The 25100-nt window shown below is 64.1% G+C and carries 30 protein-coding genes and 1 tRNA gene; 1 reads left to right on the top strand and 30 read right to left on the bottom strand.

The annotated features are described in order from the left end of the window. Positions 1–224 precede the first annotated feature (224 nt). The 11 genes from GJG85_RS02185 to GJG85_RS02135 all read right to left on the bottom strand — a co-directional run bounded on the left by GJG85_RS02185 (position 225) and on the right by GJG85_RS02135 (position 9776). On the bottom strand, positions 225–1697 hold the full coding sequence (locus tag GJG85_RS02185; protein WP_204383571.1) for an AAA family ATPase: 1473 nt from the start codon (positions 1695–1697) through the stop codon (positions 225–227). Next, positions 1694–2863, bottom strand: a complete 1170-nt coding sequence (locus GJG85_RS02180) for a hypothetical protein (protein ID WP_204383570.1) — start codon at positions 2861–2863, stop codon at positions 1694–1696. The genes GJG85_RS02185 and GJG85_RS02180 overlap by 4 nt, the downstream gene beginning before the upstream one ends. A 112-nt stretch (positions 2864–2975) precedes the next feature. Then, positions 2976–3227 (bottom strand): hypothetical protein, encoded by a 252-nt coding sequence (locus GJG85_RS02175; protein WP_239468920.1) that lies wholly within the window; start codon positions 3225–3227, stop codon positions 2976–2978. Between the two features lie 140 nt (positions 3228–3367). Continuing rightward, positions 3368–4342 (bottom strand): hypothetical protein, encoded by a 975-nt coding sequence (locus GJG85_RS02170; protein WP_204383569.1) that lies wholly within the window; start codon positions 4340–4342, stop codon positions 3368–3370. 295 nt (positions 4343–4637) lie between these two features. Next, positions 4638–4713, bottom strand: a tRNA-Thr gene (locus tag GJG85_RS02165). Between the two features lie 18 nt (positions 4714–4731). Continuing rightward, positions 4732–5253 (bottom strand): ClpXP protease specificity-enhancing factor, encoded by a 522-nt coding sequence (locus GJG85_RS02160; RefSeq protein ID WP_204383842.1) that lies wholly within the window; start codon positions 5251–5253, stop codon positions 4732–4734. 69 nt (positions 5254–5322) lie between these two features. Further along, complete coding sequence (locus tag GJG85_RS02155) at positions 5323–5934, bottom strand: glutathione S-transferase N-terminal domain-containing protein (protein WP_006400565.1); 612 nt, start codon at positions 5932–5934, stop codon at positions 5323–5325. Positions 5935–6028: 94 nt separating this feature from the next. Then, positions 6029–6787: a cytochrome c1 gene (locus tag GJG85_RS02150; protein WP_050013114.1), complete on the bottom strand. Its 759-nt coding sequence runs from the start codon at positions 6785–6787 to the stop codon at positions 6029–6031. Between the two features lie 21 nt (positions 6788–6808). Next, positions 6809–8191: a cytochrome bc complex cytochrome b subunit gene (locus GJG85_RS02145; protein ID WP_204383568.1), complete on the bottom strand. Its 1383-nt coding sequence runs from the start codon at positions 8189–8191 to the stop codon at positions 6809–6811. After that, positions 8191–8811, bottom strand: a complete 621-nt coding sequence (gene petA, locus GJG85_RS02140) for a ubiquinol-cytochrome c reductase iron-sulfur subunit (protein WP_050013116.1) — start codon at positions 8809–8811, stop codon at positions 8191–8193. The genes GJG85_RS02145 and petA overlap by 1 nt, the downstream gene beginning before the upstream one ends. Positions 8812–9029: 218 nt before the next feature. Next, positions 9030–9776: a Nif3-like dinuclear metal center hexameric protein gene (locus GJG85_RS02135; RefSeq protein ID WP_050013117.1), complete on the bottom strand. Its 747-nt coding sequence runs from the start codon at positions 9774–9776 to the stop codon at positions 9030–9032. Positions 9777–9797: 21 nt separating this feature from the next. On the opposite strand from GJG85_RS02135, the gene GJG85_RS02130 reads away from it, so the two are divergent. Further along, positions 9798–11003: a Do family serine endopeptidase gene (locus GJG85_RS02130; RefSeq protein ID WP_050013118.1), complete on the top strand. Its 1206-nt coding sequence runs from the start codon at positions 9798–9800 to the stop codon at positions 11001–11003. A gap of 195 nt (positions 11004–11198) precedes the next feature. On the opposite strand, the gene tatC is transcribed toward GJG85_RS02130, so the two are convergent. From tatC to GJG85_RS02035, 19 genes are all read right to left on the bottom strand, one after another. Further along, positions 11199–11987, bottom strand: coding sequence for a twin-arginine translocase subunit TatC (gene tatC / locus GJG85_RS02125; protein ID WP_050013119.1), 789 nt, complete (start codon positions 11985–11987; stop codon positions 11199–11201). Between the two features lie 41 nt (positions 11988–12028). After that, positions 12029–12562 (bottom strand): Sec-independent protein translocase protein TatB, encoded by a 534-nt coding sequence (gene tatB, locus GJG85_RS02120; RefSeq protein ID WP_089488091.1) that lies wholly within the window; start codon positions 12560–12562, stop codon positions 12029–12031. A 24-nt stretch (positions 12563–12586) separates the two neighbouring features. Continuing rightward, a complete protein-coding gene (tatA, locus tag GJG85_RS02115; RefSeq protein ID WP_006477115.1) occupies positions 12587–12817 on the bottom strand; it encodes a Sec-independent protein translocase subunit TatA in 231 nt (76 codons plus the stop codon). Between the two features lie 94 nt (positions 12818–12911). After that, positions 12912–13277, bottom strand: coding sequence for a histidine triad nucleotide-binding protein (locus GJG85_RS02110; RefSeq protein WP_204383567.1), 366 nt, complete (start codon positions 13275–13277; stop codon positions 12912–12914). Between the two features lie 31 nt (positions 13278–13308). Beyond that, positions 13309–13701, bottom strand: coding sequence for a hypothetical protein (locus tag GJG85_RS02105; RefSeq protein ID WP_050013122.1), 393 nt, complete (start codon positions 13699–13701; stop codon positions 13309–13311). Between the two features lie 70 nt (positions 13702–13771). Next, positions 13772–14137, bottom strand: a complete 366-nt coding sequence (locus GJG85_RS02100; protein ID WP_011546603.1) for a phosphoribosyl-ATP diphosphatase — start codon at positions 14135–14137, stop codon at positions 13772–13774. Further along, positions 14134–14550: a phosphoribosyl-AMP cyclohydrolase gene (gene hisI, locus GJG85_RS02095; protein WP_011546604.1), complete on the bottom strand. Its 417-nt coding sequence runs from the start codon at positions 14548–14550 to the stop codon at positions 14134–14136. Before hisI ends, GJG85_RS02100 begins: the two co-directional genes overlap by 4 nt. Then, on the bottom strand, positions 14550–15323 hold the full coding sequence (hisF, locus tag GJG85_RS02090) for an imidazole glycerol phosphate synthase subunit HisF (protein WP_027783356.1): 774 nt from the start codon (positions 15321–15323) through the stop codon (positions 14550–14552). Before hisF ends, hisI begins: the two co-directional genes overlap by 1 nt. 106 nt (positions 15324–15429) lie before the next feature. Then, the gene (gene hisA, locus GJG85_RS02085) at positions 15430–16185 is read right to left on the bottom strand and encodes a 1-(5-phosphoribosyl)-5-[(5-phosphoribosylamino)methylideneamino]imidazole-4-carboxamide isomerase (protein WP_006477123.1); all 756 of its coding nucleotides are present in this window, start codon (positions 16183–16185) and stop codon (positions 15430–15432) included. Positions 16186–16349: 164 nt separating this feature from the next. After that, entirely contained in the window at positions 16350–16991 is a 642-nt protein-coding gene (gene hisH / locus GJG85_RS02080) for an imidazole glycerol phosphate synthase subunit HisH (protein ID WP_050013124.1), read from the bottom strand. Further along, a complete protein-coding gene (locus tag GJG85_RS02075; protein ID WP_050013125.1) occupies positions 16988–17608 on the bottom strand; it encodes a YchE family NAAT transporter in 621 nt (206 codons plus the stop codon). The genes hisH and GJG85_RS02075 overlap by 4 nt, the downstream gene beginning before the upstream one ends. A 60-nt stretch (positions 17609–17668) precedes the next feature. After that, the gene (hisB, locus tag GJG85_RS02070; RefSeq protein ID WP_011546606.1) at positions 17669–18256 is read right to left on the bottom strand and encodes an imidazoleglycerol-phosphate dehydratase HisB; all 588 of its coding nucleotides are present in this window, start codon (positions 18254–18256) and stop codon (positions 17669–17671) included. 64 nt (positions 18257–18320) lie between these two features. Further along, positions 18321–19394 (bottom strand): histidinol-phosphate transaminase, encoded by a 1074-nt coding sequence (hisC, locus tag GJG85_RS02065; RefSeq protein ID WP_089488089.1) that lies wholly within the window; start codon positions 19392–19394, stop codon positions 18321–18323. Between the two features lie 140 nt (positions 19395–19534). Continuing rightward, positions 19535–20851: a histidinol dehydrogenase gene (hisD, locus tag GJG85_RS02060; RefSeq protein ID WP_050013127.1), complete on the bottom strand. Its 1317-nt coding sequence runs from the start codon at positions 20849–20851 to the stop codon at positions 19535–19537. A 24-nt stretch (positions 20852–20875) separates the two neighbouring features. Further along, the gene (gene hisG / locus GJG85_RS02055; RefSeq protein WP_050013128.1) at positions 20876–21529 is read right to left on the bottom strand and encodes an ATP phosphoribosyltransferase; all 654 of its coding nucleotides are present in this window, start codon (positions 21527–21529) and stop codon (positions 20876–20878) included. After that, positions 21526–22875, bottom strand: a complete 1350-nt coding sequence (murA, locus tag GJG85_RS02050) for a UDP-N-acetylglucosamine 1-carboxyvinyltransferase (RefSeq protein ID WP_050013129.1) — start codon at positions 22873–22875, stop codon at positions 21526–21528. The genes hisG and murA overlap by 4 nt, the downstream gene beginning before the upstream one ends. Positions 22876–22889: 14 nt before the next feature. Further along, on the bottom strand, positions 22890–23129 hold the full coding sequence (locus tag GJG85_RS02045; protein ID WP_006477131.1) for a BolA family protein: 240 nt from the start codon (positions 23127–23129) through the stop codon (positions 22890–22892). Positions 23130–23184: 55 nt separating this feature from the next. Next, the gene (locus tag GJG85_RS02040; RefSeq protein ID WP_235356186.1) at positions 23185–24006 is read right to left on the bottom strand and encodes an ABC transporter permease; all 822 of its coding nucleotides are present in this window, start codon (positions 24004–24006) and stop codon (positions 23185–23187) included. Next, entirely contained in the window at positions 24003–24929 is a 927-nt protein-coding gene (locus tag GJG85_RS02035; protein WP_050013130.1) for an ABC transporter ATP-binding protein, read from the bottom strand. The genes GJG85_RS02040 and GJG85_RS02035 overlap by 4 nt, the downstream gene beginning before the upstream one ends. Positions 24930–25100 lie beyond the last annotated feature (171 nt).

Below are 25100 nucleotides of genomic sequence, written 5' to 3'. Positions count from 1 at the left end.
TCTCACACAAACCTATTACATAGGGACTGCAATTTCTGATGCCCCATGACATGGATAAAGAAACGATATTTCACCCACATGCACCTACGCAGCATTGACAAATCACGTTGCCTACGCTGCTTTTTCTTCCTCCAAATATGCAACTGGAGACGAAATAAAATGGCGCGAATTTCTTCGCGCCATTTCCTACTCACGTCTTCCTGATGCCACGCCGAGCGAACAGTTCAGTCCTGAGCGGAGTCCTTCTTGTGCATGTAGCGCGTGAACAACTCCCGCGTCGAATTCTGGTCTGCGAGGTTCATCCCGTTCTGCCAGAAGGGTGCAGCTTCAGCGGAATTGCTGTCACCAATGTCTGGCAGATTGCGTTCTTCCGCCCAAAACCCCGCCTTTTCGTCTTGGTCGTGTTTTTCGACTTTTCCGCCTTTCTCGACTTCGGGAATATCGTCGTCGTAGCGGCCGTCATCACGCGAGCCACGCCGCAGGTAGCTATTTCTCGGGCGATCAGATTCGTCGCGACGACGGTCATAGCGAGACTCGCGCCTATAGCGGTCAGAACGGTCAGGGCGATCCTCATTCTGGCCATCACGGGAGCGGTCATGAGGATTGTCGAAATCAGCAGCAGAAAGTACCCAGTACCATGCACCACGCGAGTACCCAGGCTCTTTCATCGACTTCCCACCCAGCTCCGCCAGTGCCTTGCGCAGGTTCTCAGGGGTATAGCCCTGGGCCTGCCCGCTGCTGATTGCCTCGTTAGCCTGTACCGGGCCACCGCGAAGCAGGTCGCCGACGAACTCCAATTCACCCGCCAACTCATCCTCGACGGCAGCGGTATTGGACTCGGCAGCACGGACAATGGTCTCAGGGTCACCGATCAAATCCTGCGTGTCCCACTTCAAAGCTGTCGAATCAGCAGTGCCGTTTTCAGCGTCAAGGCGCACAGATTCGATCATGAAGGCGTGTCCACCATCGGTGGGGCCAAGGTTGGACTTGGCTCGAACCAGCACACCCCGAACGGGGTTCTCGCGTGACGTTCCAGTACCCGCGATCTTGCTCACGAACAGCACAATGCGAGACACTGCCAGGTAGGCGACGCTGCCATTGATGCGATCTGCCAACTTCTTCTTTGACGAAGCCTTCGCCAGATGGCGTACCCCGATGATGGCTAAACCCTCCTGTTCGGCCAGCAAGATCAGGGGTTCGAGGTATTTGCGTACAGCATCGTTATTGTTCGTATTGCCAGAACCGGATGGTAGCGGGTCGATGGCGATGACGCGAACATCCATCCCCGATGCCCGCAATCGCTTGATTTCATTGACCAGTTCGGGCAGATCCGACGGGCGGAAGTAACGCTTCTTGCCATGCTCTGCCATACCGCGCAAAACCAGGATGTTTTTCAGGTCAGCGCCTGCGGCAATGAGGCGTGCCATAACCGTTTCCTGAATGCTGTCTTCACCAGTCCAGTACAGGCAAAACACCTTGGGCGCGCGAGTGCCATCCGGAAGCAACCCGCCGGTGGAAAACGCCGCGAGCAATTCGGCCAGCAACGTGGTTTTTCCTGAACCAGGCTCGCCGACCAGCAGGTGTAGTTTTCCAACAGCAAGCCAGAATTGCCAAAGCCATTCAATCGCCAGGAGCGTTATGTCGCAGGCAAAATCAATGATGGGGCCGTTGCGTTTGGGTGGATGGAAGTCGGTCATGATTGAGCCTCGATCAGCTTGTCACACTCGCCAATGGCGAAGATCGGCGCTGCCAAGGTAGGTCTCGCGCGAACGTATTTCCCACTCAATGCGGAACACTCCAGTTCGAACAGCAGCGCGACACGCTTTTTCTCATCGGAAGGCTTGATGAGGCCAGCCCAAGGACATTGGGCCTCGTTCCAGCGATAGCAAAATCCACTACCGGCAGTTGCGTCGTCCCACAACCGGCTTAGTTCCCCAAACAACGGGACGGACACGTCGCCATGTGATCCGTTGTACAGCAGCACTGCCGTCAGGTATGGGCCGGTAATGCGGCTGAATTTCAGAACCAGGACATAGTTGATCAACCTAGCGTGGCTCAACCTTGTATGGACGAGCTTTGCGCGAAAGGCGTCGCAGCTCGCCAGCATCCGGTCGAGGCGGTCGTGCGGAAGCCACGGTGCCGTACCCAGGGACTCTTGCTGATCGTGGTGGCTTTGTTCGAATTCGCGCTCATACATCGAATAGGCTTGCTGCTGATTCGCGGGCAGGTATTCCTTGATCGACAGATCGAGCTTCATCGCAAGCAGATTCGGCTGATGCACAAATGCGTCACCAATGCAGGCATCAAGTCGAGCATTCGATTCCTCAGCGCCGCGCTGCCACGCACTGGTACGCTCCTTGGCGGAATTGCGCGTACCCTCGTAGCGCAAGTTTTTAACGTCTTCATTGGCGCGCTCGGCCGATTCGATCAGCGATCCCGTGAGCGCATTGACCTCGGCGAGACGGCCGCTACGTAAACTGCTCAGAGTCATCTCGATGATGGGAGCAGGCACAATGTCTCGTGGAAGGAGCGGCTCAAGCTGCGTGGCCATCCTGCTCACGCCCATTAACTGGGCTTCGTTTCCCACCTTGCCGCTACGGTAGTCGATCGGGAAAAGTTCTCGGTCACTACCGAACACTTGTCCACCAAGCTTGATCAACGCATATGTGGTTTGGGGGAACCGGTCGATGAACCAGTGCGCGCGACCGTCCAAGCAATGCGCAACGTTGAGAGTGATGCCCGCGTGCTTTGCGTATGCGTAAATTTTGTTCGTGCTCGCAAGTTGCTCGCCCACGACGGGATGGGCAAGCATAGGCTGTTGCGACGAGGAATCGCGCAAGGGGAATGCAGGCGCCAGCATCATGCGACCTCCGACTGTGCAGCGAAGCCATGCGGCCGCGTCAGGCAGCAGCACGATTTCATCCAGTCGAATGATGCGGGTGAGCTGTCTATCATTCGGACTTTTCTGGGGTCGTTCATTTCGACACCTCGCAATTGCTGCTGTTGGCAAATGCGTCATTGGCAGCAACCGGACCATGCTTGGTGACGATCACGTCGGGCCAGAGCAGGCGGCCGTTCGCGAGCTTTTGCGGCACGACGCCGAAATAGCTGCCGGTCAGGCAGTATTGCTTGCGAGGGGTCTGGGGCCGGATGTGGTTGTTATTGGCGAAGACTTCGGTGGGAACGCCTTTGGCCAGTACCGGCGGTGTCGCTTTTGCGAACGTCATGAAAAACTCCGTATTGCTCGGCCTCGCTGCGGGGGCCGGTCCGCGCATTCACGCTGATTCGCGTTGATGCGGGGCGGAGTATTTCCTGAACTCGAACTTCCCCGTAAATCGGGGGAAGTTATGCTACTGATTTATAAGAATTATTTTCCGACGAACGGGGAGGCTGACGAAGATTCGCTCTCGGGTTCATCAACCTTTTCGTTGCCGCGATGCCTGGTCTCGCTGGCCCAAGCCGGCCACCAGAGTCGCAGCTGTTCGTGTCGCCGGAATGCCCGGTTCAGGCTGACCCAAGGGTAGTCATACTCCTCGCGCAACACGATGCCGACCTCGACGGGTTTCCACTTGCCCGCTTTGCCTTGCGTCGTTGCAATTTTTGCCGGCTCCATGGCTTTGATCGGCTTCTGGAAGATAAGCTCCCAGTCCGAGATTTTGCGTTTGCTAGGGACGCTGCTCAGATATTGTTCAAGCGCGGCGGCTAACTCTCTGATGGTCAGAGGGACCGGTGCCGGAATACCGTCGCTATCTACGAGCAGCATGTCGATACCCAACAGACGGGTAGGCAGCGGCCATCGGTCGCGTTCCGAGCTCAACTTGGAGGGGTGGACCCAAGCAACGGTCTTGACCAGCTCGCGCATCCGTTCGAGAACGATGCCGTCGGCATGCTCAGCCTCCCACGCGTCGATACACCGTAGAGTGATCTTCGGAAGGACATAGCCCTCGGGAATCACCGGAACCCCTTTCTGTATTCGCTCAATGTCCGATTTGAGCAGGATGCCTGTATCGCGACCGCCGAGCCTTCTGCGGAATATGGGGATAGCCATGCCCAGGACTTTTGAATGCTGCATCCCTCTGTCGGTCACCGGCCAGGCATACAGGGCGTCGTCGAGCACAGGCGCATATATAACCCGTTCACCTCTGAACCCCTCGGCCAGCAAATCGTTCCGCGTGCATCCGAGTCGGGCTGCCGCCTCCACGAGAGGAATCAGACCTTGCGCCCCAGATGGAGAGCCGTCATCGGCCTTCAGTACATCCATATGCCCGCGCCGCGCCACCTGCGCCTCTGGCGGCAGGTCCTTTGACCATATCAACCGGGGATTTTTTTCTTTCTCATCCATGTCCGCACCTTCTATGCTAGCTCGCTGCGACTCGACGGCCACATAGCTATCGTCCGCGATCTGGCAAGAAAGGGGAGCGTACAACAAGACGACGAAGATGAGGCGCCGCGATCGAATGGGCTGCCGGAGAACGATTGTTCGCGGCAGCACACGCCGTCGATAGAGCCACGACCGAACGTCAGAGCGATGGGACGACGTTGATATGAGCGGATCGAATCCGGTTACACAGCGGTTACATGACGCCGCAAATGAACAAGGGGTTACACGAAAAAATCGCGTAACCCCTTGATTTTATTGGTGCCGGCTGCAGGACTCGAACCCGCCACCTGATGATTACAAATCAACTGCTCTACCAGATGAGCTAAGCCGGCGTAGCGCGAGATTCTACCTCATTTCACGATCTTGAGGCGAGGTCTGCTACCGCCTTTCGAGCCGTCGCCGTCGGTTTTCGGCGGTTCGTCGACGCCTTCGGACGGCTCCTCGTTCGCCCCGCTGTCGGCGACGGGCGCCAACGGCGATACGGACTCGTCGCGCTGCGCGTCATCGGCCGGCGCGGCATCATCGTCGAACGCACCCGAATCCGCACCCTCGCCTGCGACCGCCTCGACCTGAAACGCCATGCCCTGCCCGTTCTCTCGCGCGTAGATCGCGAGCACGTTGGCCACCGGAATCTCGATCTTGTGCGCCTTCCCGGAGAACCGGGCCGTAAACTCGATCCACTCGTTGCCCATCTGCAGCTGGCTCGTCGCCTCGAAGCTGATGTTGAGCACGATCTCGCCGTCACGCACGAACTGACGCGGCACGCGCGTCGAGTTGTCGACCCTCACCGCAATATGCGGCGTGTAACCGTTATCGGTGCACCACTCGTACAACGCGCGCAGCAGATAAGGCTTCGTTGAAATCTCTTGCATCACAATCCTCGAACCCGGAGCGGGCGCGCGGCACGCCGCCGCCCGCTCCGTCATGCCTTCATTGCAACATTAACGACGCATGACCTTTTCGGACGGCGTCAGTGCTTCGATGTAGGCCGGACGGCTGAAGATCCGTTCGGCGTACTTCATCAGCGGCGCGGCGTTCTTCGACAGCTCGATGCCGTAGTGATCCAGGCGCCACAGCAGCGGTGCGATCGCGACGTCGAGCATCGAGAACTCTTCGCCGAGCATGTACTTGTTCTTCACGAAGATCGGCGCGAGCTGCGTCAGGCGATCACGGATCGCGAGGCGTGCCTTCTCGTGATTCTTCTCCGCCGCCTTGCCCTTCTCGTTCTCGAGCGTGCTGACGTGGACGAACAGTTCCTTCTCGAAGTTGAGCAGGAACAGGCGCGCGCGGGCGCGCTGCACCGGGTCGGCCGGCATCAGTTGCGGATGCGGGAAGCGCTCGTCGATGTACTCGTTGATGATGTTCGATTCGTACAGGATCAGGTCGCGCTCGACCAGGATCGGCACCTGACCGTACGGGTTCATCACCGAAATGTCTTCCGGCTTGTTGAACAGGTCGACGTCGCGGATTTCGAAGTCCATGCCCTTCTCGAACAGCACCAGCCGGCAACGCTGGGAGAACGGGCAAGTTGTGCCGGAATACAGAACCATCATATTTGCGTTTCCTCAAAAAAGCCGAGGGCCGGCACGCGGCGAAACCCCTTTCACGGGTTCCGCCTTGCGCCGGCCCCACGCCGGTCAGGCGTGTTTACTTGATATCTTTCCAGTACGCGGCATTGAGCCGCCAGGCCAGGAAAGTCAGGACACCGAGAAAGATCAGCACCCACACGCCGAGGCGCTTGCGGGTCTGCTGGGCCGGCTCGGACATCCATGTCATATAGGCCACCAGGTCGGCCACCGCAGCATCGTAGTCGGGCGACGACAGCGTGCCCGGCGTGACCTGCTGGAAGCCGACGAGCACGTGGGCCTTCTCGCCCGTCTCCTCGTCCGTCTTGTCTTCGAATTTGGCAACGCGCTGCCCCTGCAGCTGCCACAACACATGGGGCATGCCGACGTTCTCGAACACCGCGTTGTTCCAGCCGGTCGGCCGCGTATCGTCGCGGTAGAAGCTCCGCAGATACGTGTACAGCCAGTCGCGGCCGCGCGCACGCTCCTCGACCGACAGGTCGGGCGGCGTGGTGCCGAGCCAGTTCTTCGCGTCGTCGGACCGCATCGCCACGGACATCGTGTTCCCGACCTTGTCGGTCGTGAACAGGAGATTCGTTTCGATCTCCTTCTGGGATATGCCCAGATCCGTCAGACGGTTGTAGCGCATCAGGTTCGCGCTGTGGCAGTTCAGGCAATAGTTTACAAACAATTGCGCGCCGTGCTGAAGCGAAACGAGATTTTCCGTGTTATCGGGCGCCCGGTCGAGCGGAAAATTACCTTCCGCCCGCACGGCCGGTGCCGCCAGCAGCGCACAGGCGGTGGCCCCGATCAGCGCGAGTGTCGAAAGCAGTTTCTTCATGTCGTTCTCTCCTCGCTCACGTTAATGGGGCTTGAAGCGCACCCGTTCCGGCGGCTGCTTGAACGTGCCAAGCGGCGTCCAGACGGGCATGCCGAGGAAGAACGCGAAGTAGACCAACGCGCAGAACTGCGCGATCAGCGTCGCCGCCGGCGACGGCGGCCGCGTGCCGAGGAACGCGAGGGTCAGGAACGCCGCGACGAAGATCCCGAGGAACACCTTGTGGAACAGCGGCCGGTAGCGGATCGACTTCACCGGGCTGCGGTCGAGCCACGGCAGGAAGAACAGCGAGATCACCGCCGAGCCCATCACGACGACGCCCCAGAACTTCGACTCGGTCAGATACATGAACACGACGATCGCGGCGGCCAGCACCGGCAGCCCGATCTTCCACTTGCCGCGCGCGCGGATCAGCGCCAGCAGGCCGAGCAGCGCGATCACGATCATCAGCACGATCTTGAACGGGTCGGTGGTCGCGCGCAGCATCGCGTAGAACGCGGTGAAGTACCAGACCGGCGCGATCTCGGGCGGCGTCTGCAGCGGGTTCGCCGGGACGAAGTTGTTCGCCTCGAGGAAGTAGCCGCCCATCTCCGGCGAGAAGAACACGATCAGCGCGAACACCATCAGGAACACGCACACGCCGAGGAAATCGTGCACCGAGTAGTACGGGTGGAACGGAATGCCGTCGAGCGGAATGCCGTTTTCGTCCTTTTTCGCCTTGATCTCGATGCCGTCCGGGTTGTTCGACCCGACTTCGTGCAGCGCGACCAGGTGCGCGACGACGAGGCCGACCAGCACGAGCGGGATCGCGATCACGTGGAACGCGAAGAAGCGGTTCAGCGTGACGTCGGACACGACGTAGTCGCCGCGAATCCACAGCGACAGGTCCGGGCCGACGAACGGGATCGCCGAGAACAGGTTCACGATCACCTGCGCGCCCCAGAACGACATCTGGCCCCACGGCAGCAGGTAGCCGAAGAACGCCTCGGCCATCAGGCACAGGAAGATCGCGCAGCCGAAGATCCACACGAGCTCGCGCGGCTTGCGGTACGACCCGTACAGCAGCCCGCGGAACATGTGCAGGTAGACGACCACGAAGAACATCGACGCACCGGTCGAGTGCATGTAGCGGATCAGCCAGCCCCACGGCACCTCGCGCATGATGTACTCGACCGACGCGAACGCGAGCGTCGAGTCGGGCTTGTAGTTCATCGTCAGGAAGATGCCCGTGACGATCTGGTTCACGAGCACCAGCAGCGCGAGGGAGCCGAAGAAGTACCAGAAGTTGAAGTTCTTCGGCGCGTAGTACTCGGATACGTGCTTCTTCCAGGTGGACGTGAGCGGGAAGCGCTGGTCGATCCAGCCGGTGAAACCTGTCGTGGAGACTTCCTTGTTGTCGGCGGCCATCACGCTTCTCCTTTCTCGTCCTTGCCGATCACGAGGGTCGTCGCCGACGTGAACATGTAGGGCGGGATGTCGAGATTCTGAGGCGCCGGCTTGTTCTTGAACACGCGACCGGCGAGGTCGTAGGTCGAACCGTGACACGGGCACAGGAAACCACCCGGCCAGTCGTCCGGCAGGTTCGGCTGCGGACCCGGCGTGAAGCGTTGGCTGGGCGTGCAGCCGAGATGCGTACACACGGCCATCACGACGAGAATGTTCTTGCGATCGGCCCGTGCCCGATATTCGTTCGCGCAATACGCGGGCAACGGCATCGAATACGGGGATTTCGTGGTCGGATCGGCCACTTCCTTGTCGGCCTTGACCACGTCGGCCAGCATCGAATCGGTGCGATTCAGGATCCAGACGGGTTTGCCGCGCCACGGCACGGTGACCATTTCGCCGGGCTTCAGGCCACTGATATCGATCTCGACCGGTGCACCGGCCGCTTTCGCTTTCGCGGACGGCGCAAGCGACGCCGCGAAAGGTATGACGGTGGCTACGCCTCCTACGCCACCTGCTACGGATGTCGCAATCAGCCAGGTACGGCGGCCGCTGTCGACGCGTTTCTCTTCCTTGTCTCGCATCACACGCCCCACTTCTGAGTTGGATTTTCCGTCACGACTTTCCATTCCGCCGCTAGTTTGCGCGAATGGAGTCGCCATTTACAAGGCCCGGAGATGAAAATCCCTTCGAAGTGTTTGATAGTTAAGGGTTATCCCCCACTATCGGAGCGATTAAATCATTTCGCTTTTAAGCGGATGCTACATAGAGAAATTTCGATGCGCCGCCGCAAATCCGTCGCTCAGACCGGATTATGAATATCGATAAAAAGGTGTTCGAGATCGAATTCCTCGGACAAGTGGCGCCCCAGCGCCTGGATTCCGTAGCGCTCGGTCGCATGGTGCCCCGCCGCAACGAACGCGACGCCGCTTTCCGCGGCCGCGTGCGTGGTCGACTCGGACACCTCGCCGGTCAGGAACACGTCCGCGCCGGCGTCGATCGCGGCGTCGAAGTAGCTCTGCGCGGCGCCCGTGCACCACGCGATGCGGCGCAGCTGCGTGTCCTGATCGCCGAGCACGAGCGGCGTGCGGCCGAGCGTGCGCTCGACCTTCGCGACGAAATGCTCGAGCGTGACCGGCATCGGCAGCGTCGCCATCCAGCCGAGATCGCCTTCGCCGAAACGCTGCTCGCCGATCAGGCCGAGCTTTTCGCCGAGCTGCGCGTTGTTGCCCAGTTGGGGATGCGCGTCGAGCGGCAGGTGGAACGCGAACAGGTTCAGGTCGTTCGCGAGCAGCAGCTTCAGCCGCTGATACTTGCGGCCGGTGATCTGCGGCGCCTCGTTGCGCCAGAAATAGCCGTGATGGACGAGCACGGCATCCGCCCCCCATTCGAGCGCGGCTTCGAGGAACGCGACCGACGCCGTCACGCCGGTGGCGATCTTCTCGATCTTGCGGCGCCCTTCGACCTGGAGGCCGTTCGGGCAATAGTCCTTGAAGCGCGCGGTTTCAAGGGTATTGTTCAAGTACAATTCGAGTTCGATCCGATCCATATAAACCTCTAATCCATTCAGATGCTTAGACGCTTCTGGCTGTTCTTCGCGCAGGCGGTAACCATACTGCTCGCGCTGATGTTCATCGTCGTGACGCTCAAGCCGCAATGGCTGCAACGGCAAGGACAGCTCGGCAAGCAGCTCGCCACGCCGATCGTCGCGCTGCGCGAGGTCGCGCCGGGCATCGGCGGCGCTCCGGCGACCACGTCGTATGCCGAAGCCGCGCAGAAGGCGATGCCGGCCGTCGTCAACGTGTTCTCCAGCAAGGACGGCTCGCTGCCGCCCGACCCGCGCGCGAAGGATCCGCTGTTCCGCTACTTCTTCGGCGACCGCAACGCCCGCAAGCAGCAGGACGAGCCGGCCGCCAACCTCGGCTCGGGCGTTATCGTGAGCCCTGAAGGTTACATTCTAACGAACCAGCACGTCGTCGACGGCGCCGACCAGATCGAAGTCGCGCTCGCCGACGGCCGAACGGGCACCGCGAAGGTGATCGGCAGCGATCCCGAAACCGATCTCGCGGTGCTGAAGATCAACATGACGAACCTGCCGACGATCACGCTCGGCCGCTCCGACCAGTCGCGCGTCGGCGACGTCGTGCTCGCGATCGGCAACCCGTTCGGCGTCGGCCAGACGGTCACGATGGGGATCATCAGCGCGCTCGGCCGCAACCACCTCGGCATCAACACGTTCGAGAACTTCATCCAGACCGACGCACCGATCAACCCCGGCAACTCCGGCGGCGCGCTGGTCGACGTGAACGGCAATCTGCTCGGCATCAACACGGCGATCTACTCGCGCTCGGGCGGCTCGCTCGGCATCGGTTTCGCGATTCCGGTTTCGACCGCCCGCACGGTGCTCGAAAGCATCATCACGACGGGTTCGGTCACGCGCGGCTGGATCGGCGTCGAGCCGCAGGACGTCACGCCGGAAATCGCCGAGTCGTTCGGGCTCCAGCAGAAATCGGGCGCGATCGTCGCGGGCGTGCTGCAAGGCGGCCCGGCCGACAAGGCCGGCATCAAGCCGGGCGACATCCTGGTGAGCGTCAATAGCGAGGACATCACCGACACGACGAAGCTGCTGAACGTCGTCGCGCAGATCAAGCCGGGCACGCCGACCAAGGTGCACGTCGTACGCAAGGGCAAGCAGTTCGACGTGAACGTCGTGATCGGCAAGCGCCCGCCGCCGCCGAAGCAGACGCTCGACGAGCAGGACGGCGATAGCGAATGACGGTCGGCGGGCGGCACGCCGCCTGTCGGTCATGATGCGACGCGGAAACGGAAAAGGGCAGCCGGTTGGCTGCCCTTTTGCTTTGCTTCAAACGACGTCCGGTGCCGGAAGGAGCTTTGCGATGCGCTGGCTGGCGGCCCACCGCGGTACCGGGCGCCTCCGGCCGGGCCGGAAAGCCGCCCCGGCGCCGCGCCGTCAACTCGCGGCTTCGCCGTTCCCCGCCTCGCCCTCTTCTACCGGCTTCTTCGGCACGAAGAACCGCGCGGCCAACAGGCCGATCTCGAACAGCACGATCAGCGGCAGCGCGAGCATCAGTTGCGAGAACACGTCCGGCGGGGTGACGACCGCCGCGACCACGAATGCGCCGACGATCACGTACGGCCGCATCTCCTTCAGCTTCTTCAGGGACAGCACGCCCATCCTGACGAGCAGCACGACGACGATCGGCACCTCGAACGTGACCCCGAACGCGATGAACATCCCGAGCACGAAGCTCAGGTAGTTGTCGATGTCGGTCGTCATCTCGGCGCCGAGCGGCGCGTTGTAATGCGCCATCACGCGGAAGATCGTCGGGAACACGAGGAAGTACGCGAACGCCATCCCGCACAGGAACAGCACGTAGCTGCTGCCGACGAGTGGCGTGACGAGCTTCTTCTCGTGCTGGTACAGCCCCGGCGCGACGAACGCCCAGATCTGGTACAGCACGATCGGCAGCGCGATCACGAGCGCGACGAGCATCGTGACCTTCATCGGCACGAAGAACGAGCCGGTGACGTCGGTGACGATCATCTTGCCGTCTTTCGGCAGGTTCTCCATCAACGGCCGCGCGAGCAGCTTGAAGATGTCCGGCGCCCAGTACACGAGCCCGACGAACACGACGATCACGGCCAGCCCCGCGCGAATGATGCGATCGCGAAGCTCGACGAGATGGGAAATGAAGGTTTCTTCCGGGGCGTCGCCCGGGTTCTGCTGGGGGTCGCTCACACCGGCCCTCGGTAGGATTGACGAGCGAGCATGCGCTCGACTCAGAAGAAGCGCGTCGGCCGGCGCAGGCTGGCCGGCTGGTGGCGCGCGACACGCGCGGCGCCCGACTGCACGTGCGTGCGGCGGGTCGTCGCGCGCTTGTACCAGACAGGCGTCGCCGCCTGCTTGATGCGCCAGTTGCGACGCTTCGGCGCAAGCGCGGCCGTGCTGCCGCCACGCCACGACGGCGCCGCGGGCGTGTCGCTACCGTGCAGACCGGCATCGACCGAGCCTTCGTTGAGACCGCCGACCGCGGAATGCCACGTATCGTTCAGTTCCTTCTCGTGCTCGCGCAGGTTATCGTGAATCGTCGTCTCGACATTGCGCGCGGCCGATTCGAAATCGGTCTTCATCGTCCGCAGCGCGTCGAGTTCGATTTCGCGCGAGACCTCGGCCTTCACGTCGTTGATGTACCGCTGCGCGCGGCCGAACAGCGCGCCTGCCGTACGCGCGACGCGCGGCAGGCGCTCGGGGCCGAGCACGACGAGCGCGACGACGCCGATCAGCGCCATCTTTGAAAGACCGAGATCCAGCATCGCGAATGCCTCAGCGTGCCGGCGTTACGCCTTGTTCGAATCGGAACGCGTCGTTTCCTTCGCGTTGACGTCGACCGCGCCCGAACGCGGCAGTTGCTGCGCGTCGGCCGGCGTTTCGCCTTCCTTCATGCCGTCCTTGAAACCCTTCACGGCGCTGCCGAGATCGTTGCCGATGTTGCGCAGCTTCTTCGTACCGAAAACCAGCGCGACGATCAGCAGCACGATCAGCCAGTGCCAAATGCTCAATCCACCCATGATGAAACCTCTCCTCAACCACGCCGCGGTGCGGCGTAAATCGCCGGCGACGCGCCGGCTTCGACTATCGGATGCGGGGAAACGCCCCGCGTCGTCAACCCATCCGTTGCCACGGGCGCGGGCCGGCCAGGATATGCGCGTGCAGGTGGTAGACCTCCTGCCCGCCGCCCGGGCCCGTGTTGATCATCGTGCGAAAACCGGTTTCGCCGCCCGTATACGCGACGCCGAGCTGGTCGGCCAGACGCGCGACGAGCAGCATCAGCCGGCCGAGCATCGGCGCATCGGCGTCGACCGCCGCCGACAGTGTCGGCAGGTGCCGGCGCGGAATCACGAGCACGTGCGTGTCGGCCGCCGGGCGGATGTCGCGGAACGCGACGAATTCGTCGTCCTCGTGCACCTTCGTGCTCGGGATCTCGCCTGCCGCGATCTTGCAGAACAGGCAATTCGGATCGTGACTCATGTTGCTCCTGCAAACGCCCGCGTGCGGCCGGTCAGAACCACGCCTGCGGATCGAGCGTCTTGTTGTCGTTCAGGTACAGCCAACCCTTGATGATACGGTACAGCGTCCAAATCCACGTGACAAACATCACGACGAATCCGACCACGACGAACATCAGCGCGAACCCGATCACGTAGGCGATCAGCGCGCGCCAGAACGTGCGGATCTGCCACTCGAAGTGATCGGCGTACGGCGTGCCGGCCACGTCGCCGCGCTTCACGTAGTTGATGATGATCGCGATGATGCCCGTGACGCCGCCCGTCAGCCAGTGAAACGCATAAAGACCGTACAGCACGTGGGTCAGCGTGCGCAGCCCGTTCAGGCGCTCGGCATCCGCGGCGCCCGGCACCGCCGGCGTCGGAAACTGGTTCGACGTATCGTTCATGATGCTACCCCCGTTAGATGACAATTCTTACAGCTTACCGCACTGTTGCCACCGCGGCGGGCCCTGTTCGTCAGCCGCCGTTTTCCTCGCGCTCGCGGCGCTTGCGCAGCGCTTTTTCCTCGATGCCCGACAAGCCTTCGCGGCGCTCGAGCTCGGCGATCACGTCGGCCGGGCTCAGGTCGAAATGCGACAGCATCACGAGGCAGTGGAACCACAGGTCGGCCACCTCGCCGACGAGCGCGCTCGGCGCGCCGCCCTGGCGCACGTCCTTCGCGGCCAGCACGACTTCCGTCGCTTCTTCGCCGATCTTCTTCAGCACGGCGTCGTCGCCCTTGTGGAACAGGCGCGATACGTACGATTGATCGGGATCGCCGCCCTTGCGGCTGTCGATCACGGCCGCGAGGCGCAGCAGCGTGTCTTCGGTCGATTGCGTCATTTGTAGATGTGTTCGGGGTCTTTCAGCACCGGCTCGACCGCGACCCAGTCGCCGCCGTCCACCGTACCTTCGAATTTCTGGAAGAAGCACGAATGCCGGCCGGTGTGGCACGCGATGCCCGACACCTGCTCGACCTTCAGCAGCACGACGTCCTCGTCGCAGTCGAGCCGCACCTCGTGCACGTGCTGCACGTGGCCCGACTCCTCGCCCTTGAACCACAGGCGCTTGCGCGAACGCGAATAGTAGACCGCGCGCTGCGTCTCGATCGTCTTCGCGAGCGCCTCGCGGTTCATCCACGCGAACATCAGCACGTCGTTCGTCGACGCTTCCTGCGCGATCACCGGCACGAGGCCGTTGTCGTCCCAACGGACCTTGTCGAGCCACGCGGGCAAGGATTTCGTTTCGGTATTCATCACAGCCTCACCGCGATGCCCTGGTCGGACATGAAGCGCTTCGCCTCGCCGACCGTGTGCTCGCCGTAGTGGAAGATGCTCGCGGCCAGCACCGCGTCGGCGCGGCCGTCCTTGATGCCGTCCGCGAGATCCTGCAGGCAGCCGACGCCGCCCGATGCGATCACCGGCACCGGCACCGCGTCCGACACGCCGCGCGTGAGCGCGAGGTCGAAGCCCGATTTCGTGCCGTCGCGGTCCATGCTCGTGAGCAGGATCTCGCCCGCGCCGAGCTCGGCCATCTTGCGCGCCCATTCGATCGCGTCGAGGCCCGTGTTCTTGCGGCCGCCGTGCGTAAACACTTCCCAGCGCGGCGTCTCGCCGTCGGCCGACACGCGCTTCGCGTCGATCGCGACGACGATGCACTGCGAGCCGTACTTGTCGGCCGCGTCGCGCACGAGTTGCGGATTCGCGACCGCCGATGAATTCATGCTGACCTTGTCCGCGCCCGCGTTCAGCAGGCGCCGCACGTCCTCGACGGCGCGCACGCCGCCGCCGACGGTCAGCGGAATGAAGACCTGCGATGCGACGGCTTCGATGATCGGCAGGATCAGGTCGCGCTGGTCGGACGTCGCGGTGATGTCGAGAAAGGTCAGTTCGTCGGCACCCTGGTCGTCGTAGCGGCGGGCGATTTCGACGGGGTCGCCGGCGTCGCGCAGCTCGACGAAATTGACGCCCTTGACGACACGCCCGGCGGTCACGTCCAGGCAGGGGATGATGCGTTTAGCTAGAGCCATGATGTTGCGCCAAATGCCGCGCTGGGACGGCCGGTTGCGGAAGCCTCGCGCGAGGCTTCCGGTCGGGGCCGCCCGCGGGCGGCCCCGGCGAACGGGACGGACGCGGTTACGCGTTGTCGAGTTCGCCGTTCAGTTCGTCCGCGCGCTTTTGCGCGGCCGCGAAATCGAGATCGCCGGAGTAGATCGCCCGGCCGCAGATCACGCCTTCGACGCCGTGCTCTTCCACCTCGCACAGGCTCTCGATGTCCGTGAGGTTCGACAGGCCGCCCGATGCGATCACCGGGATGCCGACCGCCTGCGCGAGCTTCACGGTCGCGTCGATGTTGATGCCCTGCAGCATCCCGTCGCGGCCGATGTCCGTGTAGACGATCGATTCGACGCCGTAGTCCTCGAACTTCTTCGCGAGGTCGATCACCTCGTGGCCGGTCAGCTTGCTCCAGCCGTCGGTCGCGACCTTGCCGTCCTTCGCGTCCAGCCCGACGATGATGCTGCCGGAGAACGCGGTGCACGCGTCCTGCAGGAAGCCCGGGTTCTTCACGGCCGCGGTGCCGATGATCACGTAGGACAGGCCGGCGTCGAGATACTTCTCGATCGTCTCGAGGCTGCGGATGCCGCCGCCGAGCTGGACCGGGATTTCGTCGCCGACTTCGTCGAGGATCGCTTCGATCGCCTCGAGGTTCTTCGGCTTGCCGGCGAATGCGCCGTTCAGGTCGACGAGATGGAGCCGCCGGGCGCCGAGATCGACCCATTTGCGGGCCATCGCCGCCGGGTCCTCGGAGAAAATCGTGGCCTGGTCCATATCGCCCTGTTTGAGGCGCACACACTGACCGTCTTTGAGGTCGATGGCCGGAATCAGCAACATAGCAATCGGGTGTCGTCGTGGAAAATGAAAAGAATCAGGCGCGTACCGGCCAAACCGGTGCCGCGCCGTCTCGCTAGTTTAGTACAACTCTTTCGGCGCTTACGCGCGAGCGCCCCGCGCGACAGGCCGTTCGGCCAGGTCGACTGTGGCTCGCGCGCCACGTTTTACGGCTTCCAGTGGACGAAGTTGCGATACAGACGCAATCCGACCTCCGCGCTTTTCTCCGGGTGGAATTGGGTCGCGAAGATGTTGTCCCGCGCGACCGCGGACGTAAACGGCGCGCCGTAGGCCGTTTCGCCAACCGTGTGCGCCGGGTTGTCCGGGCTCACGTAATAGCTGTGCACGAAGTAGAAATACGCGTCGTCGGGCACGCCGTCCCACAGCGGGTGCGGCTGCGCCTGGCGCACGCGGTTCCAGCCCATCTGCGGCACCTTGAAGCGCGAGCCGTCGTCCTGCAATTGGCCGTCGAGATCGAAGCGCACGACCTTGCCGGGCAGCAGGCCCAGGCCCTTCGTGTCGCCTTCCGCGCTCCAGTCGAACAGCATCTGCTCGCCGACGCACACACCGAGCAGCGGCTTCGTGCGCGACGCGTCGATCACGGCCTCCTGGAGGCCCGACTCGCCGAGGCAGCGCATGCAGTCGGGCATCGCGCCCTGGCCGGGCAGCACGACGCGGTCGGCCGCGCGAATCGCGGCCGGCGTGTCGACGATCGCCACGTCGGCGGCCGGTTCGGCCTTCTTGAGCGCCTGCGCGACCGAGCGCAGGTTACCCATCCCATAATCCACAATCGCAATCGAAGTTTTCATCTCAGTGCAGGCAGTAGCGCCCTCAGTCCATTGACGATGAATTCCACCGCCAGCGCCGACAGCATCAGACCCATCAGCCGCGTGGCGATGTTGATGCCGGTGCGGCCGATCCAGGTCGCGATCGGCTCGGCGAGCCGCATCGCGACGAAACACAGAAAAGCCAGGACCGCGCCGATCGCGACCAGCCCGGCCCGCTCATACCAGTGATGCGCGTTCGCCGCATAGATGATCACCGTGCTGATCGAGCCGGGGCCCGTGAGCAGCGGAATCGCGAGCGGCACGACCGCGATGTTGTCCTTCAGCTCGGCTTCGTGGCGCTCCTCCGGCGTCGACCGCGTGTTGCCGATCTGCGCGTTCAGCATGTTGATCGCCATCAGCAGCATGATGATCCCGCCGCCCACTTCGAGCGACCCGACCGAAATGCCGAAGAAGTTGATGATCTGCTGCCCGAGCAGCGCGGTCACCGTCATCACGCAGAACACCGACACCGATGCGATCCGGATCGTGCGCCGCCGCTCGTCGTCCGTCTGCTGCGCCGTCAGGCTCAGGAAGAACGGCACCGCGCCGACCGGATTGATCAGCGCGAGCAGCGAAATGAACGATTTGAGCAGATCCATCGCAAGCCGGCGCGCCGCGCCGAAGCCGTGAGGTTGTCCTTGGCGTCGTCCGTTCGGAAGTTAGAGGCTGCCTTTCGTCGACGGAATCTGCCCCGCCGCGCGCTCGTCGAGCTCCACCGCCGCGCGCAGCGCGCGGCCGAAGGCCTTGAACACGGTCTCGAGCTGATGGTGCGCGTTGATCCCGCGCAGGTTGTCGATATGCAGCGTGACGCCCGCGTGGTTCACGAACCCGCGGAAGAATTCGATCGACAGGTCGACGTCGAACGTGCCGATCCGCGCGCGCGTGAACGGCACGTGGAATTCGAGGCCCGGCCGGCCGGAGAAGTCGATCACGACGCGCGACAGCGCCTCGTCGAGCGGCACGTACGAATGGCCGTAGCGGCGGATGCCCTTGCGGTCGCCGATCGCCTTCGCGACGGCCTGACCGAGCGTGATGCCGACATCCTCGACCGTGTGGTGATCGTCGATATGCGTGTCGCCGTGCGCTTCGACCTCGAGATCGACCAGACCGTGTCGCGCGATCTGGTCGAGCATATGGTCGAGAAACGGCACGCCGGTGGCCAGCTTCTGCCGGCCGGTGCCGTCGAGATCGAGCTTCACACGGATCTGCGTTTCGCTGGTATTGCGAACGACTTCCGCCACACGCATGGCAATTCCTTGATTGAGTCTATGTAAATGGGGATTGATCGTCGCGCGCCGCCGCGCCCTGGGCTCAACCGGGCAGCGCGAGTTTCAAGGCGGCCAGCAGGCGGGCGTTTTCGTCGGGAGAACCGACGGTCAGCCGCACGCATTCGGCCAGCAACGGATGCATTTTACTCACGTTTTTGACCAGCACCCGCTCGGTGAGCAGCGCATCGAACACGGCCGCGGCGTCCGGCACGCGCACCAGCAGGAAATTGCCGGCGCTCGGGAACACCGTCGCGCCCGGCAGCGCGGCCACCGCCTGCGCGAGGCGCGCGCGTTCCGCGCGCAATTCGGCCGCCTGCGCGTCGAGCACGTCGAGGTGGTCGAGCAGGAAATCGGCGGTCGCCTGGGTCAGCACGTTGATGTTGTACGGCGGGCGCACCTTGTCGAATTCGTTCAGCCACGCGGGCGAGCCGACGAGATAGCCGAGCCGGATGCCCGCGAGGCCGAGCTTCGACACCGTGCGCATCACGACGACGTTGTCGAACTCGCCGGCGCGCGGTAGCCACGAACGCTCGGCGAACGGCTGGTACGCCTCGTCGATCACGATCAGGCTGTGCCGCGCGGCCGCGACGATCCGCTCGACGTCGGCGTCGTCGTACAGCGTGCCGGTCGGGTTGTTCGGATACGCGAGATAGACGATCGCCGGCCGGTGCTCGGCGATCGCCACAAGCAGCGCGTCGGCGTCGAGCGTCAGGTCCGCCTTCAGCGGTACGCCGACGAATTCGAGCTGCGCGAACTTCGCCGACAGCTCGTACATCACGAAGCCCGGCACCGGTGCGAGCACCTTGGCGCCCGGCTTCGCGCACGCGACCGAGATCATGCTGATGATTTCGTCGGAGCCGTTGCCGAGCAGCACGTCGCAGCCGGCCGGCACGCGCATCGCATGGCGCAGCTTGTCGAGCAGCGCGGCCGGACGCGGCGCCGGGTAGCGGTTCAGCGCGACCTGCGCGAGCCGCTCGCCGAGCGCCGCGGCGAGCGGCGCCGGCAGCGAATACGGGTTCTCCATCGCGTCGAGCTTCACGAACCCGCTCGCGTCGGGAACCGGATAGCTCGTCATCGCGAGCACGTCGCGGCGGATGATGTCTTGTGGCGTCGTCATGGTCTCAAGCCGGCGTGCATCGCGCCGGCATCAAATGGTCGGCAAGGCGGCGGCTGCCGCCCTGCGCTCGTCCCCTGCCCCGATCCGGGGCGGCCGGCGCCGGCGCCTCGGTGCCCGCCCGGCCCGCGCACCCTGCGCGGTCAGCCCTTCATCCGGAACTCGGCGCTCCTTGCGTGCGCCTGCAGCCCTTCGCCGTAGGCGAGCTCGGACGCGATCTCGCCGAGCGTCTGCGCGCCTTCCGCGCTGACCTCGATCAGGCTCGAGCGCTTGATGAAGTCATACACGCCGAGCGGCGACGAGAAGCGCGCGGTGCGCGACGTCGGCAGCACGTGGTTCGGGCCCGCGCAGTAGTCGCCGAGGCTCTCGCTCGTGTAGCGGCCGAGGAAGATCGCGCCCGCGTGGCGGATCTGCTGGCCCCATTGCTGCGGCTCCAGCGCCGAAATTTCGAGATGTTCCGGCGCGATGTCGTTCGCGATCCGGCACGCCTCGGCCATGTCGCGCACCTTGATCAGCGCGCCGCGGCCTTCGAGCGACGCACGGATCACGTCCTGGCGCGGCATCGTCGGCAGCAGCTCGTCGATCGCCTTCTCGACGCGATCGAGGAACGCACCGTCCGGGCACAGCAGGATCGACTGCGCGAGTTCGTCGTGCTCGGCCTGCGAGAACAGGTCCATCGCGACCCAGTTCGGATCGGTCGTGCCGTCGCACAGCACGAGGATTTCCGACGGCCCGGCGATCATGTCGATACCGACCGTGCCGAACACGCGGCGCTTCGCCGACGCAACGTACGCGTTGCCGGGGCCGCAGATCTTGTCGACGGCCGGCACCGTCGCCGTGCCGTACGCGAGCGCGCCGACCGCCTGCGCGCCGCCGATCGTGAACACGCGATCGACGCCGCCGAGCAGCGCCGCGGCAAGCACGAGGTCGTTCTTCACGCCGTCCGGCGTCGGCACGACCATCACGATCTCGCCGACCCCCGCGACGCGCGCGGGAATCGCGTTCATCAGCACCGACGACGGATACGCGGCCTTGCCACCCGGCACGTACAGGCCGACGCGGTCGAGCGGCGTGACCTTCTGGCCGAGCACCGTGCCGTCGCTTTCCGTGTACTGCCAGCTATGCGTGCCGCACTCGATCTTCTGCTTCTCGTGGTACGCGCGCACCCGCGCCGCCGCCGCTTCCAGCGCCGCGCGCGCCTTCGGCGCGAGGCCGTCGAGCGCCGTCTGCAGCGCGTCCTGCGGCAGTTCGAGCGCGGCGACGCTGTTCGCGCTCAGCCGGTCGAAGCGGTTCGTGTACTCGAGCACCGCGGCGTCGCCGCGCGACTTCACGTCGGCGAGGATCTGCGCGACCGACTGCTCGATCGCTTCGTCTTCGCTCGCCTCGAACGCGAGCACGGCGCGCAGCGCGGCGCCGAAGCCTTCGTTCGTCGAATCGAGCTTGCGGATGGTGATGGACATGGGAGTTCCGTTACGGTGATGCGCTCAACCGCCATTCTGCGACGCGCGTTCGAACGCGTCGAGGATCGGCTTGAGCGCCGCGCGCTTCAGCTTGAGCGCGGCCTGGTTCACGACGAGGCGCGACGAGATCGCCATGATCTCCTCGACCTCGACCAGATTGTTCGCCTTCAGCGTGCCGCCCGAGCTGACGAGGTCGACGATCGCGTCGGCCAGCCCGACCAGCGGCGCCAGCTCCATCGACCCGTACAGCTTGATCAGGTCGACGTGCACGCCCTTCGCGGCAAAATGTTCGCGCGCCGTTTCGACGTATTTCGTCGCGACCCGCAGGCGCGCGCCCTGGCGCACCGCGTTCGCGTAGTCGAAACCGGCGGACACGGCCACCGACATCCGGCAGCGCGCAATGTTCAGATCGATCGGCTGGTACAGGCCGGAGCCGCCGTGCTCGACCAGCACGTCCTTGCCGGCCACGCCGAAATCGGCCGCGCCGTATTCGACGTAGGTCGGCACGTCGCTCGCGCGCACGATGATCACGCGCAGGTTCGGGTCGGTCGTCGGCAGGATCAGCTTGCGCGACGTTTCCGGATCCTCGGCCACCTGCACGCCGGCCGCCGCCAGCAGCGGCAGGGTTTCCTCGAAAATCCGGCCCTTCGACAGGGCGAGGGTCAGCGGCGCGGTCATGCTTGGCTCCCGGAGAGGCGGCGCACGTTCGCGCCAACGGCGGTCAGTTTGGTTTCCATGCGGTCGTAACCGCGGTCCAGGTGATAGATGCGGTCGACGAGCGTTTCGCCGTCCGCACGCAGCCCGGCGATCACGAGGCTCGCCGACGCACGCAGGTCGGTCGCCATCACGTTCGCGCCGGACAGCTTGTCGACGCCGGTCACGAGCGCCGTGTTGCCGTCGATCGTGATGTTCGCGCCGAGCCGGTTCAGCTCCTGCACATGCATGAAGCGGTTCTCGAAAATGGTTTCGACGACCTGCGCGGTGCCCGTCGCGACCGTATTGAGGGCCATGAACTGCGCCTGCATGTCGGTCGGAAACGCCGGGTATTCCGACGTGCGGATCGTCACCGCCGACGGGCGGCGGTCCATCTTCACGCGCAGCCAGCTGTCGCCTTCCTCGATCGACACGCCGGCTTCGCGCAGCTTGTCGATCACCGCGTCGAGGATGTGCGGGCGCACGCCCGTCAGCATCACGTCGCCGCCGGCCGCCGCGACCGCGCACAGGAACGTGCCGGCCTCGATACGGTCGGGGATCACCGAATGGCGCGCGCCGTGCAGCCGCTCGACGCCCTGGATCACGAGGCGATCGGTGCCGATGCCGTCGATTTTCGCGCCCATCGCGACCAGCAAGTGTGCGAGATCGCTCACTTCCGGCTCGCGCGCGGCGTTTTCGATCACCGTCTCGCCGTCGGCGAGCGTCGCGGCCATCAGCAGGTTTTCCGTCCCCGTCACCGTGATCATGTCGGTCACGATGCGCGCGCCCTTCAGGCGCTTCGCGCGCGCTTCGATGAAGCCGTGCTCGATGCTGATCTCGGCGCCCATCGCCTGCAGGCCCTTGATGTGCTGGTCGACCGGCCGCGCGCCGATCGCGCAGCCGCCCGGCAGCGACACCTTCGCCTCGCCGAAGCGCGCGAGCAGCGGGCCGAGCACGAGGATCGACGCGCGCATCGTCTTCACGAGCTCGTACGGCGCGACGAGGTTGTCGACGCGCGACGCGTCGAGCTGCACGCGGGCGCCGTCGGTCTCGCTCTTCACGCCCATCTGGTTCAGCACCTTCAGCGTGGTGCGCACGTCCTTCAGGTTCGGCACGTTGTCGAGTTCGACCGGCTCTGCGCTGAGCAGCCCCGCGCACAGGATCGGCAGCGCGGCGTTCTTCGCGCCCGACACGACGATCTCGCCGGCCAGGCGGCGACCGCCTTCGATCACGAGCTTGTCCATCCCCTGTCCCTGCGATTCCCCGTTGGCGGCCGGGTGTGCCGTGGCGACGCTCTGGACGGCGTCGCGCTCGTTGACGGTGACTTGCACTCAGTGATTTCCGTTTATGCGTTCTGCCATTCGGCGGGCGTCAGCGTCTTCATGCTGAGCGCGTGAATTTCCTGCTTCATGCGATCGCCGAGCGCCGCATAGACGAGCTGGTGCCGCTGGATCGGCCGCTTGCCTTCGAAGGCCGCCGACACGATCGTCGCGAAGAAATGCTGGCCGTCGCCTTCGACTTCCAGATGCGTGCAGGCGAGACCGCCGGCGATGTATTGCTTGACCTGTTCGGGAGTCGGCAACATGGTGTAAGGCTCCTGTCGGCGCACGCCGCCCCGGGGCGGCCGCGGCCTGTCGATATCAATGACGCAGTTTGTAGCCGGTCGCGAGCAGCCGCATCGCGATCAGCGCGAGCAGCACGAAGAAACCGGTGACGATCGCGAGGCTCGCGAACGGGTTGATGTCGGACGCGCCGAAGAACCCGAAACGGAAGCCGTCGATCATGTAGAAAAACGGGTTGAGACGCGACACTTCGCGCCACACGGGCGGCAGCGAGTGCGTCGAATAGAACACGCCGGACAGGAACGTCAGCGGCATGATCAGGAAGTTCTGGAACGCGGCGAGCTGGTCGAATTTCTCGGCCCAGATCCCGGCGATCAGGCCGAGCGTGCCGAGGATCGCCGAACCGAGCAGCGCGAACGCCATGATGAACAGCGGCGCCGCGAAGTGCATCGGGATAAACCAGATCGTCACGACGAACACGCCGGCGCCGACCGCGAGCCCGCGCACGACGGACGCGAGCACGTACGCGCCGAAGATGTCGCGATACGACAGCGGCGGCAGCAGCATGAACACCAGGTTGCCGGTGATCTTCGACTGGATCAGCGACGACGAGCTGTTCGCGAACGCGTTCTGCAGCACGCTCATCATCACGAGGCCCGGCACGAGAAAGCTCACGTACTCGACGCCCGGATACACCTCGACGCGGCCCGACAGCGCATGGCCGAAGATCGTCAGGTACAGCAACGCCGTGACGATCGGCGCGCACACCGTCTGGAACGACACCTTCCAGAAACGCAGCAGTTCCTTGTAGAACAGCGTTCGAAACCCGTTTCCCGGCACGCGCCGGGCCGCCCCTTCGAGCGGCAGCGAACGCAGTTCGCGTGGGGAGTGTTGATTCATGCCAGTCCCTCGATGACCTCGGCCCCGTTCATCACCTGGACGAACACATCCTCGAGGTCGGCCTTGCGGACCTCGATCTCGTCGAACGTGCAGCCGGCCGCACGGCATTGCGCGAGGATGCGTTCGACCTCGTCGTAGCTCGCGAGGCGCAGCAGGTGCTCGCCCGGCGCGCGCGCGGCCGGGTCGGTTTCCAGCCCGCGCAGCTCGGCCGGCAGCGCGCCGGTCGCGAACCGCAGGTACAGTTGCAGGCCCGCGAAGCGGCGCAGCAGCGCGTCGGTGCGATCGAGCGCGACGACTTCGCCGCGGCGCAGCATCGCGATGCGGTCGCACAGCGACTCGGCTTCCTCGAGGTAATGGGTGGTCAGCACGATCGTGTGGCCCTCGCGGTTCAGGCGCGAGATGAATTTCCACAGCGTCTGGCGCAATTCGACGTCGACGCCGGCGGTCGGCTCGTCGAGCACGATCACCGGCGGCCGGTGCACGAGCGCCTGCGCGACGAGCACGCGGCGCTTCATCCCGCCCGACAGCGCGCGCATGTTCGCGTCGGCTTTCTCGGTGAGATCGAGATTGGCCATCACTTCGTCGATCCAGTCGTCGTTGCGGCGCAGCCCGAAATAGCCGGACTGGATCCGCAGCGTCTCGCGGACGGTGAAGAACGGGTCGAAAACGAGTTCCTGCGGCACGACGCCGAGCGAGCGGCGCGCGTTGCGGAAATCCTGGACGACGTCGTGACCGCGCACCGAGATACTGCCTTCGTCGGCCCGGGCGAGTCCGGCGAGGATACTGATGAGCGTGGTCTTACCTGCGCCGTTGGGGCCGAGCAGACCGAAAAACTCGCCTTCCTCGACCGACAGGCTGACGCCCTTGAGCGCCTGAAGCGACTTGTAGCGCTTCTTGACGTGACGGATTTCTATGGCTGACATGACTGTGCGCGACGCCAGGGCCGCGACGCCTATTTTGTGCTTGCTGCGAAAGAAAATGGGGGCCGGACGCCGATTGGCTGCCCCGCAAAACGCTTGATTATAGGGCAAACCGGCTGGGGGAGCCGGCGCCGGCGACGCGCGGCCTGAAGCGTGCGCGCGCCGGCTGGCGCG

Origin of the sequence: Burkholderia sp. MS389 (assembly GCF_016899425.1) — a bacterium.
GTDB lineage: Bacteria > Pseudomonadota > Gammaproteobacteria > Burkholderiales > Burkholderiaceae > Burkholderia > Burkholderia sola.
The sequence above is the reverse complement of the archived record's forward strand: the minus strand, read 5'-3'. Positions and strand labels throughout refer to the sequence as shown.

What these genes read in the sequence shown, in the direction of transcription:
- GJG85_RS02185 (WP_204383571.1), bottom strand. Translation starts at nt 1,697, where the DNA reads ATGACCGACTTCCATCCACCCAAACGCAACGGCCCCATCATTGATTTT.
- GJG85_RS02180 (WP_204383570.1), bottom strand. Translation starts at nt 2,863, where the DNA reads ATGATGCTGGCGCCTGCATTCCCCTTGCGCGATTCCTCGTCGCAACAG.
- GJG85_RS02175 (WP_239468920.1), bottom strand. Translation starts at nt 3,227, where the DNA reads ATGACGTTCGCAAAAGCGACACCGCCGGTACTGGCCAAAGGCGTTCCC.
- GJG85_RS02170 (WP_204383569.1), bottom strand. Translation starts at nt 4,342, where the DNA reads ATGGATGAGAAAGAAAAAAATCCCCGGTTGATATGGTCAAAGGACCTG.
- GJG85_RS02160 (WP_204383842.1), bottom strand. Translation starts at nt 5,253, where the DNA reads ATGCAAGAGATTTCAACGAAGCCTTATCTGCTGCGCGCGTTGTACGAG.
- GJG85_RS02155 (WP_006400565.1), bottom strand. Translation starts at nt 5,934, where the DNA reads ATGATGGTTCTGTATTCCGGCACAACTTGCCCGTTCTCCCAGCGTTGC.
- GJG85_RS02150 (WP_050013114.1), bottom strand. Translation starts at nt 6,787, where the DNA reads ATGAAGAAACTGCTTTCGACACTCGCGCTGATCGGGGCCACCGCCTGT.
- GJG85_RS02145 (WP_204383568.1), bottom strand. Translation starts at nt 8,191, where the DNA reads ATGGCCGCCGACAACAAGGAAGTCTCCACGACAGGTTTCACCGGCTGG.
- petA (WP_050013116.1), bottom strand. Translation starts at nt 8,811, where the DNA reads ATGCGAGACAAGGAAGAGAAACGCGTCGACAGCGGCCGCCGTACCTGG.
- GJG85_RS02135 (WP_050013117.1), bottom strand. Translation starts at nt 9,776, where the DNA reads ATGGATCGGATCGAACTCGAATTGTACTTGAACAATACCCTTGAAACC.
- GJG85_RS02130 (WP_050013118.1), top strand. Translation starts at nt 9,798, where the DNA reads ATGCTTAGACGCTTCTGGCTGTTCTTCGCGCAGGCGGTAACCATACTG.
- tatB (WP_089488091.1), bottom strand. Translation starts at nt 12,562, where the DNA reads ATGCTGGATCTCGGTCTTTCAAAGATGGCGCTGATCGGCGTCGTCGCG.
- tatA (WP_006477115.1), bottom strand. Translation starts at nt 12,817, where the DNA reads ATGGGTGGATTGAGCATTTGGCACTGGCTGATCGTGCTGCTGATCGTC.
- GJG85_RS02110 (WP_204383567.1), bottom strand. Translation starts at nt 13,277, where the DNA reads ATGAGTCACGATCCGAATTGCCTGTTCTGCAAGATCGCGGCAGGCGAG.
- GJG85_RS02105 (WP_050013122.1), bottom strand. Translation starts at nt 13,701, where the DNA reads ATGAACGATACGTCGAACCAGTTTCCGACGCCGGCGGTGCCGGGCGCC.
- GJG85_RS02100 (WP_011546603.1), bottom strand. Translation starts at nt 14,137, where the DNA reads ATGACGCAATCGACCGAAGACACGCTGCTGCGCCTCGCGGCCGTGATC.
- hisI (WP_011546604.1), bottom strand. Translation starts at nt 14,550, where the DNA reads ATGAATACCGAAACGAAATCCTTGCCCGCGTGGCTCGACAAGGTCCGT.
- hisF (WP_027783356.1), bottom strand. Translation starts at nt 15,323, where the DNA reads ATGGCTCTAGCTAAACGCATCATCCCCTGCCTGGACGTGACCGCCGGG.
- hisA (WP_006477123.1), bottom strand. Translation starts at nt 16,185, where the DNA reads ATGTTGCTGATTCCGGCCATCGACCTCAAAGACGGTCAGTGTGTGCGC.
- hisH (WP_050013124.1), bottom strand. Translation starts at nt 16,991, where the DNA reads ATGAAAACTTCGATTGCGATTGTGGATTATGGGATGGGTAACCTGCGC.
- GJG85_RS02075 (WP_050013125.1), bottom strand. Translation starts at nt 17,608, where the DNA reads ATGGATCTGCTCAAATCGTTCATTTCGCTGCTCGCGCTGATCAATCCG.
- hisB (WP_011546606.1), bottom strand. Translation starts at nt 18,256, where the DNA reads ATGCGTGTGGCGGAAGTCGTTCGCAATACCAGCGAAACGCAGATCCGT.
- hisC (WP_089488089.1), bottom strand. Translation starts at nt 19,394, where the DNA reads ATGACGACGCCACAAGACATCATCCGCCGCGACGTGCTCGCGATGACG.
- hisD (WP_050013127.1), bottom strand. Translation starts at nt 20,851, where the DNA reads ATGTCCATCACCATCCGCAAGCTCGATTCGACGAACGAAGGCTTCGGC.
- hisG (WP_050013128.1), bottom strand. Translation starts at nt 21,529, where the DNA reads ATGACCGCGCCGCTGACCCTCGCCCTGTCGAAGGGCCGGATTTTCGAG.
- GJG85_RS02045 (WP_006477131.1), bottom strand. Translation starts at nt 23,129, where the DNA reads ATGTTGCCGACTCCCGAACAGGTCAAGCAATACATCGCCGGCGGTCTC.
- GJG85_RS02040 (WP_235356186.1), bottom strand. Translation starts at nt 24,006, where the DNA reads ATGAATCAACACTCCCCACGCGAACTGCGTTCGCTGCCGCTCGAAGGG.
- GJG85_RS02035 (WP_050013130.1), bottom strand. Translation starts at nt 24,929, where the DNA reads ATGTCAGCCATAGAAATCCGTCACGTCAAGAAGCGCTACAAGTCGCTT.